General features: G+C 69.5%; 19 protein-coding genes. 14 read left to right on the top strand and 5 right to left on the bottom strand.

The genetic code is table 11. The features are described 5' to 3' along the window. Nucleotides 1–542: 542 nt before the first annotated feature. Complete coding sequence (locus ACWEFL_RS14780) at nt 543–1,514, bottom strand: EamA family transporter (RefSeq protein ID WP_451712106.1); 972 nt, start codon at nt 1,512–1,514, stop codon at nt 543–545. Nucleotides 1,515–1,825: 311 nt separating this feature from the next. Between ACWEFL_RS14780 and ACWEFL_RS14775 the strand changes: the two genes are divergently transcribed. Further along, nucleotides 1,826–2,683 carry a LysR family transcriptional regulator gene (locus tag ACWEFL_RS14775; protein ID WP_451711741.1) on the top strand — a complete coding sequence of 286 codons (858 nt, stop codon included), beginning with the start codon at nt 1,826–1,828 and terminating at the stop codon, nt 2,681–2,683. A 188-nt stretch (nt 2,684–2,871) separates the two neighbouring features. Here ACWEFL_RS14775 and ACWEFL_RS14770 read toward each other — a convergent pair whose 3' ends face one another. Beyond that, nucleotides 2,872–5,790, bottom strand: a complete 2,919-nt coding sequence (locus ACWEFL_RS14770; protein WP_451711738.1) for an FAD-binding and (Fe-S)-binding domain-containing protein — start codon at nt 5,788–5,790, stop codon at nt 2,872–2,874. A 309-nt stretch (nt 5,791–6,099) separates the two neighbouring features. On the opposite strand from ACWEFL_RS14770, the gene ACWEFL_RS14765 reads away from it, so the two are divergent. The 8 genes from ACWEFL_RS14765 (at nt 6,100) to ACWEFL_RS14730 (ending at nt 12,695) form a co-directional block, all read left to right on the top strand. Further along, a complete protein-coding gene (locus ACWEFL_RS14765) occupies nt 6,100–6,711 on the top strand; it encodes a GTP-binding protein (RefSeq protein ID WP_451711736.1) in 612 nt (203 codons plus the stop codon). Between the two features lie 207 nt (nt 6,712–6,918). Continuing rightward, nucleotides 6,919–8,037 carry a phosphoserine transaminase gene (serC, locus tag ACWEFL_RS14760; RefSeq protein WP_451711733.1) on the top strand — a complete coding sequence of 373 codons (1,119 nt, stop codon included), beginning with the start codon at nt 6,919–6,921 and terminating at the stop codon, nt 8,035–8,037. 145 nt (nt 8,038–8,182) lie between these two features. After that, a complete protein-coding gene (locus ACWEFL_RS14755) occupies nt 8,183–8,791 on the top strand; it encodes a Uma2 family endonuclease (protein WP_451711730.1) in 609 nt (202 codons plus the stop codon). Nucleotides 8,792–9,132: 341 nt separating this feature from the next. Further along, the gene (locus ACWEFL_RS14750) at nt 9,133–9,339 is read left to right on the top strand and encodes a hypothetical protein (RefSeq protein ID WP_451711728.1); all 207 of its coding nucleotides are present in this window, start codon (nt 9,133–9,135) and stop codon (nt 9,337–9,339) included. Beyond that, nucleotides 9,323–9,847, top strand: coding sequence for a DUF6879 family protein (locus tag ACWEFL_RS14745; RefSeq protein ID WP_451711725.1), 525 nt, complete (start codon nt 9,323–9,325; stop codon nt 9,845–9,847). The genes ACWEFL_RS14750 and ACWEFL_RS14745 overlap by 17 nt, the downstream gene beginning before the upstream one ends. Further along, nucleotides 9,837–10,676 (top strand): helix-turn-helix domain-containing protein, encoded by an 840-nt coding sequence (locus ACWEFL_RS14740; RefSeq protein WP_451711722.1) that lies wholly within the window; start codon nt 9,837–9,839, stop codon nt 10,674–10,676. The genes ACWEFL_RS14745 and ACWEFL_RS14740 overlap by 11 nt, the downstream gene beginning before the upstream one ends. A 189-nt stretch (nt 10,677–10,865) precedes the next feature. After that, nucleotides 10,866–11,672: a hypothetical protein gene (locus ACWEFL_RS14735; protein ID WP_451711720.1), complete on the top strand. Its 807-nt coding sequence runs from the start codon at nt 10,866–10,868 to the stop codon at nt 11,670–11,672. A gap of 12 nt (nt 11,673–11,684) precedes the next feature. After that, on the top strand, nt 11,685–12,695 hold the full coding sequence (locus tag ACWEFL_RS14730; RefSeq protein ID WP_451711717.1) for a cobalamin-dependent protein: 1,011 nt from the start codon (nt 11,685–11,687) through the stop codon (nt 12,693–12,695). A 122-nt stretch (nt 12,696–12,817) separates the two neighbouring features. Here ACWEFL_RS14730 and ACWEFL_RS14725 read toward each other — a convergent pair whose 3' ends face one another. From ACWEFL_RS14725 to ACWEFL_RS14715, 3 genes are all read right to left on the bottom strand, one after another. Beyond that, the gene (locus tag ACWEFL_RS14725; protein ID WP_451711714.1) at nt 12,818–13,033 is read right to left on the bottom strand and encodes a DUF397 domain-containing protein; all 216 of its coding nucleotides are present in this window, start codon (nt 13,031–13,033) and stop codon (nt 12,818–12,820) included. A 267-nt stretch (nt 13,034–13,300) separates the two neighbouring features. Next, complete coding sequence (locus ACWEFL_RS14720; protein WP_451711711.1) at nt 13,301–13,516, bottom strand: DUF397 domain-containing protein; 216 nt, start codon at nt 13,514–13,516, stop codon at nt 13,301–13,303. Continuing rightward, nucleotides 13,513–14,352: a helix-turn-helix domain-containing protein gene (locus ACWEFL_RS14715; protein ID WP_451711709.1), complete on the bottom strand. Its 840-nt coding sequence runs from the start codon at nt 14,350–14,352 to the stop codon at nt 13,513–13,515. The genes ACWEFL_RS14720 and ACWEFL_RS14715 overlap by 4 nt, the downstream gene beginning before the upstream one ends. 103 nt (nt 14,353–14,455) lie before the next feature. Between ACWEFL_RS14715 and ACWEFL_RS14710 the strand changes: the two genes are divergently transcribed. From ACWEFL_RS14710 to ACWEFL_RS14690, 5 genes are all read left to right on the top strand, one after another. Continuing rightward, nucleotides 14,456–14,686 (top strand): hypothetical protein, encoded by a 231-nt coding sequence (locus tag ACWEFL_RS14710; RefSeq protein WP_451711706.1) that lies wholly within the window; start codon nt 14,456–14,458, stop codon nt 14,684–14,686. Then, nucleotides 14,683–14,970 (top strand): DUF7848 domain-containing protein, encoded by a 288-nt coding sequence (locus ACWEFL_RS14705; RefSeq protein WP_451711704.1) that lies wholly within the window; start codon nt 14,683–14,685, stop codon nt 14,968–14,970. Before ACWEFL_RS14710 ends, ACWEFL_RS14705 begins: the two co-directional genes overlap by 4 nt. After that, entirely contained in the window at nt 14,967–15,461 is a 495-nt protein-coding gene (locus ACWEFL_RS14700) for a hypothetical protein (RefSeq protein ID WP_451711701.1), read from the top strand. The genes ACWEFL_RS14705 and ACWEFL_RS14700 overlap by 4 nt, the downstream gene beginning before the upstream one ends. A 187-nt stretch (nt 15,462–15,648) precedes the next feature. After that, entirely contained in the window at nt 15,649–16,515 is an 867-nt protein-coding gene (locus ACWEFL_RS14695) for a radical SAM/SPASM domain-containing protein (RefSeq protein ID WP_451711698.1), read from the top strand. Nucleotides 16,516–16,517: 2 nt separating this feature from the next. Continuing rightward, entirely contained in the window at nt 16,518–17,660 is a 1,143-nt protein-coding gene (locus ACWEFL_RS14690) for a methyltransferase domain-containing protein (RefSeq protein WP_451712103.1), read from the top strand. Nucleotides 17,661–17,711 lie beyond the last annotated feature (51 nt).

Genomic DNA, 17,711 nt, shown 5'->3' with positions numbered 1-17,711 from the left:
CGGAGCATGGCAGCGGGAGCAGAAACAATCAAGCGTGCTTGCTTTAAGTTGTCTCCCCGGTCGGGCGGGGCGGGGCGGGGCCGCCGTGCGGCGCGCAGGGGGTCCGGCGGGCCCGGCGGTCCTACGGACCTGGACGGGATGTCCCGCGGCCCCGGACGGAATCGGGCAGCCCACGGAGGCCGTAGCCCAGGCAGCACCTTCCCGCCCGGAGCGCGGGCCGGGTGAGGGTCCTGTGCGCGTGGGGCTCGCCTGACCGCCGACCGTGAGGGCGGAGCCGCCAGGCCGCCAAGTCAGGGGCGGGCCCCAGACCCGGCGAGGGGTGAGACCACCCCAAGACAGCGAGCCGAGACGGTAGGGCCCCAAACGCCAGGCCGAGGGGCGGGACCACCCCTGGGCCGCCGGGCAAGAACAGGCGAGAAGGCGAGAAGGCGAGACCGCCAGGCCGAGGGAACATCCGGGCCGCCCCCGAAAGCCTGCCGGCGGCCGGCCCAGCGGACGAGACTTCGGCAGCGGGCCGACGAGACTCTCGGCGGCCCCGCCGACTACGTGGGTTTCCGGGCGATCTGGGTCCGTACCGCGCCCACGCTCGCCGCGATGACCAGGGCGATGGCCAGCGCATCCGTCGCGGACAGCGCCTGGCTCAGGACGAGGAATCCGGCCATCGCCGCGACGGCGGGCTCCATGCTCATCAGCACCGCGAAGGTCGGTGCGGGCAGCCGCCGCAGGGCGAGCAGTTCGAGGGTGTACGGGAGGACGGAGGACAGCACCGCGACGGCGAGTCCGAGCCCGATGATCGACGGCTCGATCAGCTTGGCCCCGGACTCGGCGAGTCCGAGCGGCACCGTCAGCACCGCGCCGACCGCCAGTGCCAGCGCCAGTCCGTCGGCTTTCGGGAAGCGCCGGCCGGTCCGGGCGCTGAAGACGATGTACGCGGCCCACATCACGCCCGCCGCCAGGGCGAACAGCGCTCCCACGGGGTCGAGCCGGTCGAATCCGTCGCCGGTGAGCAGCCCGCTGAGCAGGAAGACGCCGCCGAGGGCGAGCGCGGCCCAGAGGAGGTTCACCAGCCGCCGCGACACGATCACCGACAGAGCCAGCGGCCCGAGCACTTCCAGGGTGACGGCCGGGCCCAGCGGGATCCGTTCGGCGGCCTGGTAGAAGAGCGTGTTCATCGCGGCCATGACCGTGCCGAAGACGACGACGGTTCCCCAGTCCGCCCGTGAGTAGCCGCGGATCTTCGGGCGGCAGAAGGCGAGCATCACCACGGCGGCGAGGACGAGCCGCAGCGTGACCACGCCGATCGCACCGGCTCGCGGCATCAGTAGTACGGCGACGGCCGCCCCGAACTGCACGGAGAGCACCCCGCCGAGCACCAGCCCGACCGGCCCCAGCGAGGCGAACCGGGAGACGGCCTTGGTACCGCCGAGCGCACTCGCACCCCCGGGCCCACTCGCACCGCCGGCCGCACTCGCACCGCCGTGCGCGCTCGCGGCGACCGCCGCCTCCGGCTCCACGACGACCGGTACGGCGACCGGTACGTCGGCCGGGTCGCCGGCCGGGCCGACGACGGAATCGCGGACCTCGTCCACCCCGCCCCTCCAGACTCGGCCGCTCTCCGCGGCCCGCTACGGCTTCTCAGCTGCCTTCTGCGGATTCAGCGCAGATTCACCGCAGATTCACCACGGAATCAGCGGGGAATCAGCGAGGAATCAGCGGGGATCCGCTGCCACGGATCCGCCGCGGCTCGCTGCTGACGCCTCTCCACGCTAGTGCGCATGCCCTGTCGCGTGAAATGCCGATTGGGCTGCCGTTATGCTCCACGCGCATGAGCATCGAGCTGCGCCATCTGCGAGTCTTCCTGGCCATCGCGGAGGAGTCCAGCGTGACCAGGGCGGCGGCCCGGCTGCATCTGACGCAGCCCGCGGTCTCCCGCACCCTCGCGGCGTTGGAGAAGCACCTCGGCATGCGCTTGATGGATCGTTCCACTCACCACCTGACCCTCACCGCCGAGGGCCGCGCCTTCCGTGACAAGGCGGCTGCCGCCGTGGCCGCGTTCAACGACGCGGTGGACCCGGCGGGCACCCGCGGCAGGCCGCTGCGGCTGGGTCACGCCTGGTCCGCCCTGGGTCCGTACACGACTCCGCTGCTGCGCCGCTGGCAGCGCGAGTACCCGGAGACCCCGCTGGAGCTGCTCCGCGTCGACGACCGCACGGCCGGTCTCGTACGCGGCCGGGTGGATGCGGCGGTGCTGCGCGGACGGGTGGACACATCAGGGCTGGAGGTCGTGGAGCTGTTCCGGGAGCCGAGGGTGGCAGCGGTCACCTCGGACGGTCCGCTCGCCGCGCTGCCCGCCCTGACCCTCGCGGATCTGGCGTCCGGGCCTGTGCTGCTGAACCCGGTCTCCGGGGTCACCCACCTCGGTCTCTGGCCTCCGGACGCCCGCCCGGCCACCACGCTCACGGTCACCAACACCGACGACTGGCTCACCGCGATCGCCGCGGGCCGGGGCGCGGGGGTCTCGGTGGCCTCGACGGCGGAGATGCATCCGCACCCCGGCGTGGCCTACCGCCCGCTGCCGGGCACGGACCCGGTGCCGGTCTTCCTGGTGTACCGGGCCACCGCGGCGGCGCACCCGCTGTTGCCCCGGCTGGTGGAACTGGCCCGGGACGTGACGCGGGCCTGAGTCGCGGGCCTGAGTCACGACGCGAAGCCGGACGAGGAGCCGAGGCCCCCGCCGAGCGCCCCGCCCCCGACAAGGGAACGCGCCCGACAAGCCCCACCCGGCTCCCCGCCCGCCCGGCAACGGATCCCTCTCGGCTGCCCCCGGATCCGTACAGCCGAACGGCTACTCCGCCCCACCCAGCCCCTCCGTCAGCCCTTCCCCCACCCCTTCTCCCCCAGCCCCTCCGCCAAGACCTCCGCCAGATGCCGCCCCCGCCGCCCCGCCAGCTGCGCCAGTTGCGTACGGCACGAGAACCCGTCCGCCAGCACCTCGGCCGACGGCCCCGCCGCGCGGACCGACGGCAGCAGCTGCTCCTCCGCGCAGGCCACCGACACCCCGTAATGCCCCGCCTCGAAGCCGAAGTTGCCCGCGAGCCCGCAGCAGCCGCCGCTCAGCTCGCCCCGCAGCCCGGCCCGTTCCCGCAGTCGGCGGTCCGCCGCGTCGCCCAGGACCGCGTGCTGGTGGCAGTGCGTCTGGCCCGCCGCCTCGCGGTCCAGCAGCGGCGGGGTCCAGTCGGGGGCGTACTCCTCCAGCGCCTCGGCGAAGGTGCGCACCGAGTCCGCCAGCCGGGCCGCGCGCGGGTCGTCGGTCAGCAGCTCGGGCAGGTCCGTACGCAGGGTGGCCGCGCAGCTCGGCTCCAGCACGACCACCGGAAGGCCCGCCGCGTCCGGCCTCGGTTCCAGCAGCGGCGCCATGACGTCGAGCGTGCGGCGCATCACCGTACGGGCCCGGTCGAGCTGGCCGGTGGAGACATAGGTGAGCCCGCAGCAGACCCGGCCCGGCGGCAGCACCACCCCGAGGCCCGCCGACTCCATGACCCGTACCGCCGCTCGGCCCACCTCCGGGGAGAGATGCTCGGTAAAGGTGTCCGGCCACAGGACCGCCGGCCGTTCGCCGCCGCCGAGCCGTCCCCGTGTCCAGCGCCGGAAGGTGACGGGCGCGAGGACGGGCAGGTCGCGCTCCGGGGCGATCCCGGCCGCCCGTTTGGCGAGCGCGGCGAGCGGGCGCACCCGCGCAAGGGCGTTCAGCGCGGGCGCGAAGGGGGCCGCCGCGCGCAGCCACTGGGGCAGCCGTCCCATGGTGTAGTGGGAGGCGGGCCGCAGCCGTCCCGCGTAGTGGTGGTGGAGGAACTCCGCCTTGTACGCGGCCATGTCGACGCCCACCGGACAGTCGCTGCGGCACCCCTTGCAGGACAGGCAGAGGTCGAGCGCGTCCCGGACCTCGGTCGAGCGCCAGCCGTCCCGTACGACCTCGCCCGCGAGCATCTCGTGCAGCAGTCGCGCCCGGCCGCGCGTGGAGTGGGCCTCCTCGCCCGTCGCCCGGAACGACGGGCACATGACGCCGCCCGGAGCGGGCGAGGTGTCACGGCAGCGGGCGACGCCGACACACCGCCGTACCGCCGCCGTGAAGTCGCCGCCGTCCTGTGGATAGCCGAAGACGACGTCGACGGGCTCCTTCGGCAGCACGGCGAACCGCAGGCCGGCGTCCAGCGGGTCCGGGCGCACCAGCATCCCCGGATTCAGTCCGCCCGCCGGGTCCCAAAGGTCTTTGAAGCGACCGAAGAGGGTGATCAGCTCGGGGCCGTACATCTTCGGCAGCAGTTCGGCCCGCGCCTGCCCGTCGCCGTGTTCGCCGGAGAGGGAGCCGCCGTGGGCGACCACCAACTCCGCGACCTCGTCGGAGAACCGCCGGAATCCGGCCACTCCCCGCTCGCTGATCAGGTCGAAGTCGATACGGACGTGGATGCAGCCGTCGCCGAAGTGCCCGTACGGCGTGCCGCGCAGCCCGTGCTCGGTGAGCAGGGCGCGGAAGTCGCGCAGATACGCGCCGAGTCGGGCGGGCGGCACCGCGCAGTCCTCCCAGCCGGGCCATGCCTCCGCGCCGTCGGGCGTACGGGTGGCGGTGCCGGACGCGTCCTCGCGTACGCGCCACAGCGCCCGCATCGCGGCGGCGTCGGAGACGACGGTCCCGTCGAGCGCGCCGGCCGCGCGCACGATCGCCGAGGCGTGCGACCGGGCCTCGGCGGCCGTGTCGCCGCCGGTCTCGACGTAGAGCCAGGCCCGGCCTCGGGGCATCCCGCCCTGGTCGGCGTCCGGCACGAGGTCGTCCGCCATGCCCTCGACGGTCAGCGGCCGCAGCGGCAGCAGCTCGGCGGCGGCGTCCGCCGCGGCGGTCTCGTCCGGGTAGCCGAGGACGGCGAGCGCGCGGGCGCGGGGCGCTTCGACCAGCCGCAGGCGCGCCTCGGTGACCAGCGCGAGGGTGCCCTCGCTGCCGCAGAGGGCGCGGGCGAGGTCGGTGCCGTTCTCGGGGAGCAGCGCGTCGAGGGCGTATCCGGAGATACGGCGGGGCAGCCCGGCGGGGTATCCGGTCCGCAGGAGGGCGAGGTTCCGTTCGACGAGGTCGCGGAGCCCGGCGGGTGCGGTGACGGGCCGGTCCCGGCCGAGGCGGAGGGCGTCGCCTCCGTAGGTGAGGACCGACAGTTCTCGGACATTGTCGGCGGTGGTGCCCCAGGCGACGGAGTGCGCCCCGCAGGAGTTGTTGCCGATCATTCCGCCGAGGGTGCAGCGGGCGTGGGTGGACGGATCCGGCCCGAAGACGAGTCCCATGGGGCGGATGACATCCTGCAGGATGTCAAGTACGACACCGGGCTGCACGACGGCCGTACGCGCCTCGGCGTCCACGTCCACGACGGCGTTCATATGGCGGGTGAAATCGAGCACGACCCCGGTGCCGGTGGCCTGCCCGGCGATCGACGTACCGCCGCCGCGCGCGACGACGGGCACGCCGTGGAGGCGGCAGACCTCCAGTACGGCGGCCACGTCGTCCGCGTCGCGCGGGGAGACGACGCCGACGGGGACGCGCCGGTAGTTGGACGCGTCCATGGTCGTCAGGGCGCGGGCGGTGGCGGAGAAGTCGACCTCGCCCCGGACCCGCGCGGCGAGCGCCCGCGCCAGCGCGCCCGCCTCCGCCCCGCCTGGCTCTCTCCCACCGGCCTTTCCGCCGCCGGCCTTTCCGCCGCCGACCTCTCCGCCGCCGGCTTTTCCGCGCGCCCCGCCCGTGCCTCTCATACGTCTCCCGCCGTCCGTCTCATGCCCTTCACGCCTCTCCCGCCGTCCGCGTCACCGCGGTCGCGGCGGGGGGATCGTGGTTCGGCCATCCGTCTCAGGATGCCCGCGTCGACCTCGTCACACGGGGAGGAAACATCCCCCCTGAGACCATTAGGGTCCTAAGGCCCTTGGCAAAGGCCGGGGGAAGAGCCCAAAGTGATCGCCAACTCTCCTATAGTGACCACCACTTGATCAGGAACACGCGGCTCCAGTTATGCCCCCGCCACCCTTCGGAAGGCAACACTCGATGACCGGCACCGTCCAGGCCCGATGACCCGCGGAACGCGGGCGGTCCGTACCGCCGAGCAGCGGCACCCCCTACCGGGTCCGGCAGAGAACGCCCTGAAGATCGTCGTGGTCGGCGGCTTCGGCGCGGGCAAGACCACCATGGTCCGCTCCGTGAGCGAGATCCGCCCGCTGCACACGGAGGAGGTGATGAGCCGCGCCGGGCGCACGATGGACGACACGAGCCGCGTCAGCGCCAAGAACGCCACGACCGTCGCGTTCGACTTCGGCCGGATCACCATCGACGCCCGCAGCGTCCTGTACTTGTTCGGCGCGCCGGGCCAGGAGCGCTTCTGGTTCCTCTGGGAACGTCTGCTCGCGGGCACGATCGGCGCGGTCGTCCTGGTCGACACCCGCCGCCTCCCGGACGCCTGGTACGCGCTGGACCGCCTCGAACACCACGGGATGCCGTACATCGTCGCCGTCAACGACTTCGGCGGCCCGCTCCACAGCGACGAGCACATCCGCCATGCGCTGGCCCTGGGGCCGGATGTGCCGCTGGTGGAGTTCGACGCGCGGGACCACTCGTCGAGCAAGTTCGTGCTCATAGCGCTGGTGGAGCATCTGCACGCGCTGTCGCTGCACCAGAAGGGCTGACGCCCCGCGCGGGCCCCCCGCGTACGCCCTTTCGCAGGTCCCGCGCAGGTCCCGCGCAGGCCCCGCGCCGCCCGTGGCCGACCCGTCCCGGCTCCGGTCCCGGCACCGTCGCGCGGTCGCTCCCGTACCTGTCCGAATACGGGCGCGACCGTCTCAGCCGACGGACCGCGTGACGGGGACGAACCGGCACCGGATACGCTCCGGTGCGTGGCTGAGATCCAGATTCCCGCTGACATCAAGCCCGCCGACGGCCGTTTCGGCGCGGGCCCCTCCAAGGTGCGTCCGGAGGCGCTCGAAGCCCTGGCCGCCTCCGGCTCCTCCCTCCTCGGCACCTCCCACCGCCAGGCCCCGGTCAAGAACCTGGTCGGCGCGGTGCGTGAGGGCGTACGCGACCTCTTCGAGCTTCCCGAGGGTTACGAGGTGATCCTCGGCAACGGCGGCTCCACCGCCTTCTGGGACATCGCGACCCACGGCCTGATCGAGAACAAGTCGCAGCACCTGTCGTTCGGCGAGTTCTCCTCCAAGTTCGCGAAGGCCGCCAAGCTCGCGCCCTGGCTGGCCGAGCCGACCATCATCTCCAGCGACCCGGGCACCCACCCGGACCCCGAGGCGGAGGAGGGCGTCGACGTCTACGCCTTCACCCACAACGAGACCTCGACCGGCGTCGCCGCGCCCATCAAGCGCGTCGCGGGCGCCGACGAGGGCGCGCTGGTCCTGGTGGACGCGACCTCCGGCGCGGGCGGCCTGCCCGTCGACATCGCCGAGACGGACGTCTACTACTTCGCCCCGCAGAAGTGCTTCGCCTCCGACGGCGGCCTCTGGATCGGCGTCTTCTCTCCGGCCGCCCTGGAGCGCGCGGCCCGCGTGCACGGCTCGGGCCGACACGTTCCCGAGTTCTTCAGCCTGCCGACCGCGATCGACAACTCGCTGAAGAACCAGACGTACAACACGCCGTCGCTCAGCACCCTCTTCCTGCTGAACGAGCAGCTGACCTGGCTGAACGGCCAGGGCGGCCTCGACTTCGCCGTCCGCCGCACGGCGACCTCGGCGCGGACCCTGTACGGCTGGGCCGAGTCCTCCAAGCACGCGACCCCGTTCGTGACCGACCCGGCCAAGCGGTCCCAGGTCATCGGCACGATCGACTTCGCCGACGACATCGACGCCTCCGCGATCGCCAAGGCCCTGCGCGCCAACGGCATCGTCGACACCGAGCCGTACCGCAAGCTGGGCCGCAACCAGCTCCGGGTGGCGATGTTCCCGGCGATCGACCCGGCGGACGTCGAGGCGCTGACGACGTGCGTCGACTACGTGATCGAGAACCTGTGACCGCGTAAGCGACATGCTGAGGGCCCTGGCGGGACCAAACCGCCGGGGCCCTCACTCGTATGTGTGAACACCGCGATACGGGACGCGGAGGAGCCAATGTGCTTCCGATGATGCTCTCGACACCAGCAGCCTTCAGGAGGACACGATGCCTGCCACAGTCGAGCACCCGGGTGAAGGCAAGCCGCAGTCGCTGATAGACGAGGCGAACATCCTCAGGGAGCGGCTTCCCCGCAACCGCATCGAGATCATCGGCGGCGTCATCACGGCGGCACCACCCGCAGACGGTGCCCATGGCGAGGCGCTCACCGCGCTCATGGTTCCTTTCATCGCCTCGGAGCTTCACCGTGGGGAGACCAGGATCATCCAGGCCATCGGCCTCTGGCTCCCGGGCGGCTCGCAGGACTACGCCATCCCCGACCTCGCCGTCGTCGACGCCGACTACCGAGAACACCTCATGGAGTCCAACTGCTACGACCCGTCCGTCTTCCGTCTGGTCCTGGAGGTCACCTCCGGCAACTACCAGGCGGACCTCCGCCACAAGGTCGCCGCCTACGCGCAAGCCCGGATCCCGGTGTACGTCATCATCGACCGCAGGCACCAGCGGCTCCATGTACTCACGGACCCGGCCGACACCGACTACGCCATCCACCGGGTCCACGCTCCCGGTGAACACGTCACGCTCCCCGAATCGATCGGAGCCGAGGTCAAACTCGACGTGGAGGCGATTCTCCAGGCCGCCGGCCAAAAGAGCTGATCCCGGTGGTCCGGCCGGGACCGCCGCCAAGGGCCTGAGGTTCAGGAACCTCAGGCCCTTCCACTTTGGGGCGGCGCTGGCGCATAGGCTGAGCTTCTGGAACCGACTCGTTTGCCGGCCCATGGATCGGGTTGTTGCCGGTGTGAGGTGGGCTTCCGGCCTGTACGGCACTACCCAGGTTGACTCGTTCCCCCGCCTTCCGGCGCTGAGCTTGCGGTGCCTGGGGAAAATCGTTACCCGACAACGCGAATATCGGTGCTGCCGCATGGACGACCAGGGCTTTGCCCCCGTAGCTTCGACTCCAGCGGCCCAACCAGGGCCGGGCGCAAGGGGGTTTCAGCATGGCGCGCGAGGAGCTGACCCGACTTACCGGCAACGGCAATGGGGAGTGCGGGAAGGACGACTGCCCGAATGTCTACCGCACCCCCAGCGGCTCGTTCATCGTCCAGGGCAACGTTTCCGAGGCGTTCATGCCGCCCGGAGGAGAAGGGCTCGTGGAAATCCCTGAAAGCGTGCTGAGGGAGGCCGTACGTGCTCTTGGCTGGTGAGGACTGGGCAGCACGATTCGAGGGTTTCCAGCGCGAAGCCTGGCGCCTTGAGACCCTACCGCAGTACCTCATGCCACAGGAGGAAGGGGAATTCGCGGCGTTCAACGCAGGGGCGCGTATCGACCCCTACGCCGTCTCGAACGAGTACACCGACCGGCTGCGCCGACAGGCCGCGGAAGGGCGCTCGCAGGGGCGCGTACACATCGTGACTCGACCGCTGTCGGCCTACCTGCGATTCGAGTTCTCCCAGTATTACGCACCTCATGCGCTGGCGGGTGAGAAGATCCGGATTCTGGACGTGACCAACCGGATGAACCCTCTGGAAGGAGTTCAGGACTTCTGGATCTTCGACCACGCGGAAGTGGTACTGATGAACTATCACCCCGATGGACGACAGATCAATCGTGAGGTCCACGGTGGGGACGTGGCCCGGTTCATCGCGTACCAGCGAATCGCGGTAGCCGAGTCGGTGCCCTTCGAGGAGTACGTGAAGGGCCTTGACGCTTGAGCCCGAGAAGCTGGGTCAGTCCAGATCCGACCTAGCAGAAGTACTGAGAGGTCAGCGCAAGCGAGCCGGGAAAACGCAGACCTGGCTCGCCCGCCGCTGCACCATGTCGCAAACCAAGGTCAGCAACATCGAGAGCGGCAAACTCACGCCATCACTGGTCGATGTCGAATTAATTCTGGAAGCCCTCGGGGCAGACGAAGCCATATCCACCGAAATTCTATCGCTGGCAAGAACGGCCAATACGGAATGGCAGGATCACTGGTCCTCTCGCCGCAGAGGATTGGACAAGAAACAGAATGAGCTGGCTAGACTGGAAGCCGCCTCGAAAGAGTTCCGCTTCTTCCTCCTGTCGATGATCACAGGACTACTTGCCACGCCTGAGTACGTGCGTGCCAGCATCGCCGACGTGCCCGGTGATCAGTCGAAGACCATTGCGAAGAAATTGGAACGGCAGCAGGTCCTTCACGAACCTTCGAAGTCGTTCACGTTCATCCTTACCGAGCAAGCGATCAGGTGGCCACTGCTGCCCCCTAGAGAAATGTCCATGCAGTTGGATCGGCTCACATCAGTCTCCCGCATTCCGAATGTGCGCCTTGGCGTTGTCCCCTTGGGCGGATACATTCCGGAGAGGCCGCTGAACACATTTACGGTGTACGACCGGAGACTGGCCACCGTGGAAACGGCTACAGGGGCATTGATCTTGCGGGACCATAGAGACGTAACAGCTTATCTAAATGACTTTGAGACCTACGAGCGATATGCCATCTTTGGGAACGACTGTAGGGAACTCTTGGACGAGTGGTCCATGATTTTTACCCGACAACGCTGATTTTCTTGATAAAGAGCGGACCCCACCTCTACTTTGACTATCAGCCCATCGCGAAGGGATACGAATGGGAGGCAGGGGCGGGCCCTCACTCGTCAGCTGATCCGGTCAGGTGCCCCGTATCCGCGCCGCCGTACCTCCTCGATGCGGGAGGCTATGGGCTGCCAGCCCTTCCAGCACGAGGAGCGCTTCATGCCCCCTGTACTGACGACCGACCATCCGGCCTGGATCGAGACGGCAGATGGGACCGGCCTCGCACGGGCCGTGGCTACAGCGTCCGGGGACTGGGTTGTGTCGTGGGACCGCGATGGTCTGCACATGACCTGCCTACGCGGTGCCGAGGACATGAAGCCGGCAGTTGTCTCCACCGATCCCGGATGTCTGCCAGACACCGTCCCCGCCTCGCTCAGGGCCGGGCTGGAGAACCTCGGCCCGACGCGGCGCGTCGCCAACCCATGGTTGTGGGACGCCATCACCACCGCCGTTCTCCGGCAGGTCGTACGAGCGGGGCAGGCACGAAAGTTGTACCGGACTTGGTGCTCGACTTACGGCACCACCATCGACAGTCCATACGGACCTCTGGCCATCGCCCCCGCGCCAGAACAGGTCCTGGCACTCGACGGGGATCAGTTCACGGCCGTTGGCGCCAAATTCCACCGCAGCGCCCTCCAGGCCGCCGCGACCCACTATGAGGAATGTGCCGCCAGCTGGCGGCACATGGGGGCTGAGGAGCTGGCCGCCGCACTCACCACCATCCCCCGGATCGGCCCGTGGACGGCGTCGGCCGCAGCGGCTGACTACACGGGCGACTTCAGCGTCTACCCGCATGACGACCTCGCCGTCCGGACCTGGGCCGCTCAGATCGCCCCCGACCACTCCTGGCCCGACAAGAAGGACAAGGCGTTCGGCCCGATGTGGACCAGGACGGCCGGCCCCGATCGCACCACCCTGCACACTCTGACGCTCTCCACCCTCACCTGGGGGTCACACGCCCGCTGAACAGGAGGCGCAATGACACCGTTACCGCTGATCACAGGTGCCGATCCGGCCCGTTCGCTCGACGCCCTCTTCGTAAACGCGCCGCTCCGCGACTACGACCAACGGCCCCGTACCAACGACTACACACTGCCCGTGCTGGGCATGGCCTACATCGCCACCTGCGCGCAGCAGGGCGGGTTCAACGTCGGCGTCCTCGACGCCGAGGCACACGGGCTCGGCATCACGGCGACAGCGGGACTGGTCAATGATGCGGCACCGCGATGGGCGGCCCTGAATCTCCTCGCCCCCACCTACGAGATGTCAGCACGCATCGCAGCTCAGCTCGCCCCGGACATCGCGCTGATGGCAGGCGGACACCACGCCAAGGCCATGCCCGACCGTGTCCTCGCCGACCCACGCATGTCCAACCTCCGCGCCCTGGTCATCGGGGAAGGCGAAGCGCGTGTCGCCGCACTTCTGGAGAACGAGAAGCGCCGCCGCGACCTGCCTGGCGTGCTATGGCGCGACCGCCTGCTCGGAACCCGGGCGGTCGGTATCCCACGAGACCCACAGCTGAACACCAGAATGCTCAGCCCCGACATCAACACCTTGCCCTACGTCAATCGCACGTTCCTTCCGCAGGACCCGTACCAAGCCTCCCCAACGAGGACGGACCAGCGTCTCGCCGTCTATCGTGCGACGCCGACGCTCAAGACCGCTGCCAGCCAGGGACACAAGGAGGCGAACATCGTCGCCAGCCGCGGCTGCCCCTACAACTGCACCTTCTGCGGAGCAGCCGTGAGCGCCAACCCGGATGTCCAGATCCGCGTTCGCGACCCCGAGAACATCATCGGCGAGCTGAACCAACTGCATGACGCATACGGGGTGACTGCCTTCCGGTTCGGCCGGGAGCCGTCGAAGTGTCTTGGGCTGGAGTGGTTCAGCGTGCACGAGCTACCGGAGGACATCATCGAGTACCCGAGACTCGGGCTCCTCGGCTATCTCAAGGACTCCCGCGCCCTGACCGAACACGCCTGGACGTAGCTCCTGGACCGTGCGTGGCGATGCCCTGGGTGACGTAAGAAGCCCCGCCGCTCCGAAGAAGCTGGAGTCGGCGGGGCGCTCTGTCGTTCTGTCGGTTTGCCGAGCGAACTGGTCCCGAAAGGTCAGACAGCGCCGAACTCACCGGCCTTGACCCCTGCCACGAAGGACGCGAAGGCGGGGGCCGGTATGGCGAGGGCGGGGCCGCTCGGGTTCTTGGAGTCACCCACCGGGACTAGGCCATGAACAGCGGCGTATCCAGGTGCCCATTCAACGCAGGAACCGCCGTTGGAGCTATAGGAGGACTTGAACCAACGCGGGGGCAGGGATTCGGTCGTCACGAGGCGCCCTTTCCGATCTGTTCGCTCGTCGAGCGAGCGAGCCGGGGACAGCGTTCTAACCTGTAGCTGATGGTAGGCGGTATGCATGGCCCCGCCGAGTCGCTTTCCAGCCTGTGGCTCAGGCGACTGCCGTTGCGGGGCGGGCTCTCGGGCCGGTAGCGCAATTGGCCTGGGTGGCAAGGAGAAGCCCCGCCGCTCCGAAGAAGCTGGAGTCGACGGGGCTCTCCATAGTTGTGCCGGTTTCCCGAGCGAACTGATCCTGAAGGATCAGACAGCGCCCAACTCACCGGCCTTGACCCCCGCTATGAACGACTCGAACGCGGAGGTCGGTACGGCGAGGACGGGACCGTCCGAGGTCTTGGAGTCACGAACGGGGACCATGCCGAGGGTGGCGGCGAAGTTGGCGGCAACCTCCACGCAAGCGCCGCCGTTGTTGCTGTAGGAGGACTTGAACCAACGCGGGGACGGGGAATCGGTCGTCACGGGGTGCCCTTTCGTAACTGGTTGATCAAGTCGACAGACGCGGCTTGGGAGAGTGCGTGCGCCTGTAGTTGATGGTAGGCCCCCAGTATGGGCAGCACGAAGGTGCTGTCCCGTTCCAGATGACCCCGATGGGCCGACTCGGCATAGGACATGAGCGACCGGTCGGACATGGTCAGGATGTAGAGCGGCAGATCGAACGGGCGGCGCTCCCCCATGCCGAAGTCCGCGACCTGAAGCACGGTGTTCGGCAGCTCGGCGAACTCGACCAACCGCTGCAACTGTGCCTCCATGACGGCAGGTTCACCAATGGGTCTGCGGATGCAGCTCTCATCCAGTACGGCCAGGATCATGGGCGGGTGCGTGCGCCGGAGTGCGGCTTGTCTCTCGGCGACGACCGCGACCCGCTCGTGTGCCTGGTCTTCGGTGATCGTCCCCCGCTTGACGGCGCTGTCTGCCAGCACGGAGGCGTACTCCGGCGTCTGGAGCAGACCGGGGACGATGCCCACTTCGTACAACCGGACTTCGGCTGCCCGGCCTTCGTTCACCACGTACTCGGGGAATCCCTCCAGCAACGAACCGCGCCGGATCTCGCGCCACGCCTGTTCGAAGGTGTCGGCTGTCCCTATGAGGTCGAAGGCGGCGTCTGCACTACGCGAGAACCGCACAGTTGGGGGTTTGCGACCAGTTTCAACGGCTGAAATGTGCGTGCTGGAGTACCCGATCCGCTCGGCAAGCTGATCTTGCGTCCAACCGAGCGCTTCCCGTGAGCTGCGTAGACGCGCCCCAAAAGCTGCTTCCGGGCTCTCCTCGGGGTTTAACTCCTTGCGGTTAACCAACGGATGCCCAACCTTTCCTTCGGCTCTGGCATGTTGAAGGACTCTCGACTCTAGGCCACTCTGAGCCACCTTGGTAGCGAAACGGCTACGGAGAGGGGTCGCCGTGCCTGATGACGAACTGGCTGTCGGGTCTGTTGTGTACGACACCGCAACCGGGGTCCTGGGAGTGGTCATGGAGGTCTACGGGACGCGTTGCGCGCTGCGTCCGCCGCGGGGAGGGCGGGAGTGGGACGCGTTACGGAAGGAGGTCCGGCCCGCCACGGTCGCCGACACTCTCTCGCCGGCCGTCGCCGAGCGGAACGCCAACAGCGGCCGGTGGGGAGCTGCTACATGAGGACGACCCGCCTGTTCCGGCACCTGGTGTGGACGCTGACGCATGTGGAGTCCGAGGGCGTCCGCGTGCACATCGAGTGCGTCTCCGGAACCCCGCCGTGCGGTGCGGAGCCCGAGCCCGACGACACCGGGCAGGGGCTCACCGTGGGCGACGGCGAGGCGTGGGCCGAGTACCACTTCCGCCGTACCGGACACCGCCGTTACGCGCGGACCGTCTGCGACACCGTGCAGTGGGACCCGCCCGCCGACACCGACCCGTCCACCCTCCCCGGCGTGAGCACATGACCCGGCCACCCGTCCCGGCCGGGTCCCCGCCGTGCGGCACCTACCGGGCCGAGGTCACCGCCGAAGGCATCGTCGGCGGCACCGGACAGCGCGCCCGGACGGTCCTCGGCTCCTTCGCCAGCCCCTATCCGGGCCGGGTCCTCCGCTGGATGCGGGACCAGGCGTTACGGCTCGCGGACGGACTCGACCCGGACCCCGCCACCAGCCCCATCCATCCCCGCGCGCTCGCCCCGGTCCCGTACCCCCTCACCGGCCTGTTCGGCGACGCACCCGCACACCTCCGCGCCTGGGCCCTCAAAGACGGACTCCGCAACCAGGCACGCCGGCAACTCGCCGCAGGCACACCCCTCTTGATCGTCACCACCGATCACACCGGCTGGTACGCGCTCACCGCCTGGCCGGTCCCCAACCCCGCCCCCTGCCCTTGTCGGATCACGCTTCCCCAAGCGATCACCGGCAGGGGGCGGACCCAACACACGTCCGGCTGCTAGCCGAGGGGCTGCGGCCGGACGCGACGGCGGCGGAGTCGGGACCCGAACCTCCGCCCTCGGTGCGGACCCGGTCCACCGGACTCCCGGAGAACCGCCCGAGATCGGACCGCCCCCGTGTGACGGCAGGGGGCAACCCCCGATCCCGCCCTTGCCCGGCCGGGATCAATCGAGAGAACAGGGAAAGGTCATGACTGTATTAGCCGAACGCCCGATCGCCGGTATCCAGACGTTGGAACTGGAGATCACGGGAAAGTGCCAACTCACCTGTGCGCACTGCCTGTCGGAGTCCAGCCCGCAGGCATCGCACGGCACGATGACCCCCGCCGACTGGCGACGTGTCATCACGGACGCCGCCGCGCTCGGCATTCCCCGTGTGCAGCTCATCGGCGGAGAGCCGACCGTTCACCCCCATTGGCGCGACTTCACCGACCACGCGCTCTCGACGGGACTGGAAGTACAGGTCTACTCCAACCTGTTCCATGTGGCGAGCGCCTGGTGGGCGACGTTCGAGCGGGACGGCGTGACGTTGGCGACCAGCTACTACAGCGATGACCCGACCGAGCACGACAAGATCACCGGCAGAGACGGGTCGTACCTCCGTACCCGCGCCAACATCGAAGAAGCCCTGCGACGCGGCATCGCACTGTACGTCGGAATCGTGGACATCCTGCCGGACCAACGCGTCGCCGAAGCGGGCGCCGAACTGGCCTTCCTGGGCGTGACGCACATCAACACGGACCGGGTGCGCGCCGTGGGCCGCGCGATGCCGCCGGGGCATGCACCGACGCTGGACGAGATGTGCGGCAGGTGCACCCGTGGGCGGGCCGCCGTCCTCCCGAACGGGGATCTCGCCGGGTGCGTACTCTCTCGTGATTTCCCAGCGGGGAACGTCCTGAAGGACCGACTCCGCGATCTGCTCGGAGGGAAGGGCTGGGCCGACCTTTCCGCGAGTATCCCGCCACCCCGTAGCGCGTGCAGTCCGCACGACTCTTCGGACTGCGACCCCGCCAACACGGAAGCCTGCCTGCCGAAGTTCCCCAAGATCGGAGCGTGACCATGGAATGGGAACGACACGCGGAACGGCTTGCCCACCAGGTGACGGACCCCGACTCCCGGTGGCTCGCGCCGGTGGCGGGGGTGCCCCGTCATCACATGGTGCCTCGGTGGTGGGAACAGAGCCCCGGCAACGGATGGACGCTGAGGGACGGTGCCTCCGATCCCGAAGCGTGGCTGGACGCCGCCTACTCCGACCGGTCGCTGATCACCCGAGTCGGCACCCTGCACGCAGACCACGCCAACCCCGACGACCGGCCCGAGGGAAACCCCACATCGTCGGCGACCCTGCCCAGCCTGGTCGTCTCGATGCTGCGGCACGGCCGGCTCGGGGCCGGACTGGACGTGCTCGACCTCGGGACCGGGGCCGGGGGGCTGACCGCGTACGCCAGTGCGCGGCTCGGGGCGCAGCACGTCACGAGCTTGGACGTGGACCCGTATCTGACCGGCGCGGCAGCGGAACGGCTCGCGCGGCTCGGACTGACTCCGCGCTTTCTCGTACGGGACGCCACCCAGGAGGTTCCGGGGTCGTACGACCGGATCGTCGCCACGGTCGGGATGCCGCCGGGCCCGGGGCTCCGGCCGATGCTCGGCGCGCTCCGCGAGGGCGGACGGCTCGTCACCACACTGGCCCGGACCTCCGTGATTCTCACAGGGTGGATGCAGGCGAGTGGTGATGTGGTCGGGAGGATCGAAAGGGACCGGGCCGGGTTCATGCTCACCCGGTCCGGCGACGACTACCCGCCCACGCTCGCCGAGCTGTTCGCGCTCGCCAGGGAGGCGGACGGGGACGAGACCGGCACCGGCCGCTATCCGGTGGTGGACGTGTCGGCCGCGTGGGAAGTCCGTTCCATGCTGGAAGTCACGACACCGGGCGTCGAACTCGACTACGAGACCAGTGGGCGCACACGCACGGCGTATCTGGTCCATCCGGACGGGTCATGGGCGCGCGCGACCGGAGAGTGGACCGACCCGCCCACCGTCCACCAGGGCGGCCCGCAGCGCCTGTGGGACACGGTGGACCGCATCCGGACCTGGATGCTCGCCGAGGGCGGACTGCCCCTGTACGGCGCACAGGCACGCGTCTCACCGGACGGGGTCGTTCATCTGACCCGTGGCCGATGGGAAGCCGCCATGGGCATGTGAGAGCCCCGAAGAGACGACGAGAACGCCCCGAGGGACCGGGCCTAATCGGTT

This window comes from Streptomyces sp. NPDC004838, assembly GCF_053600955.1.
This window is presented reverse-complemented; position numbering and strand designations above follow the sequence as displayed.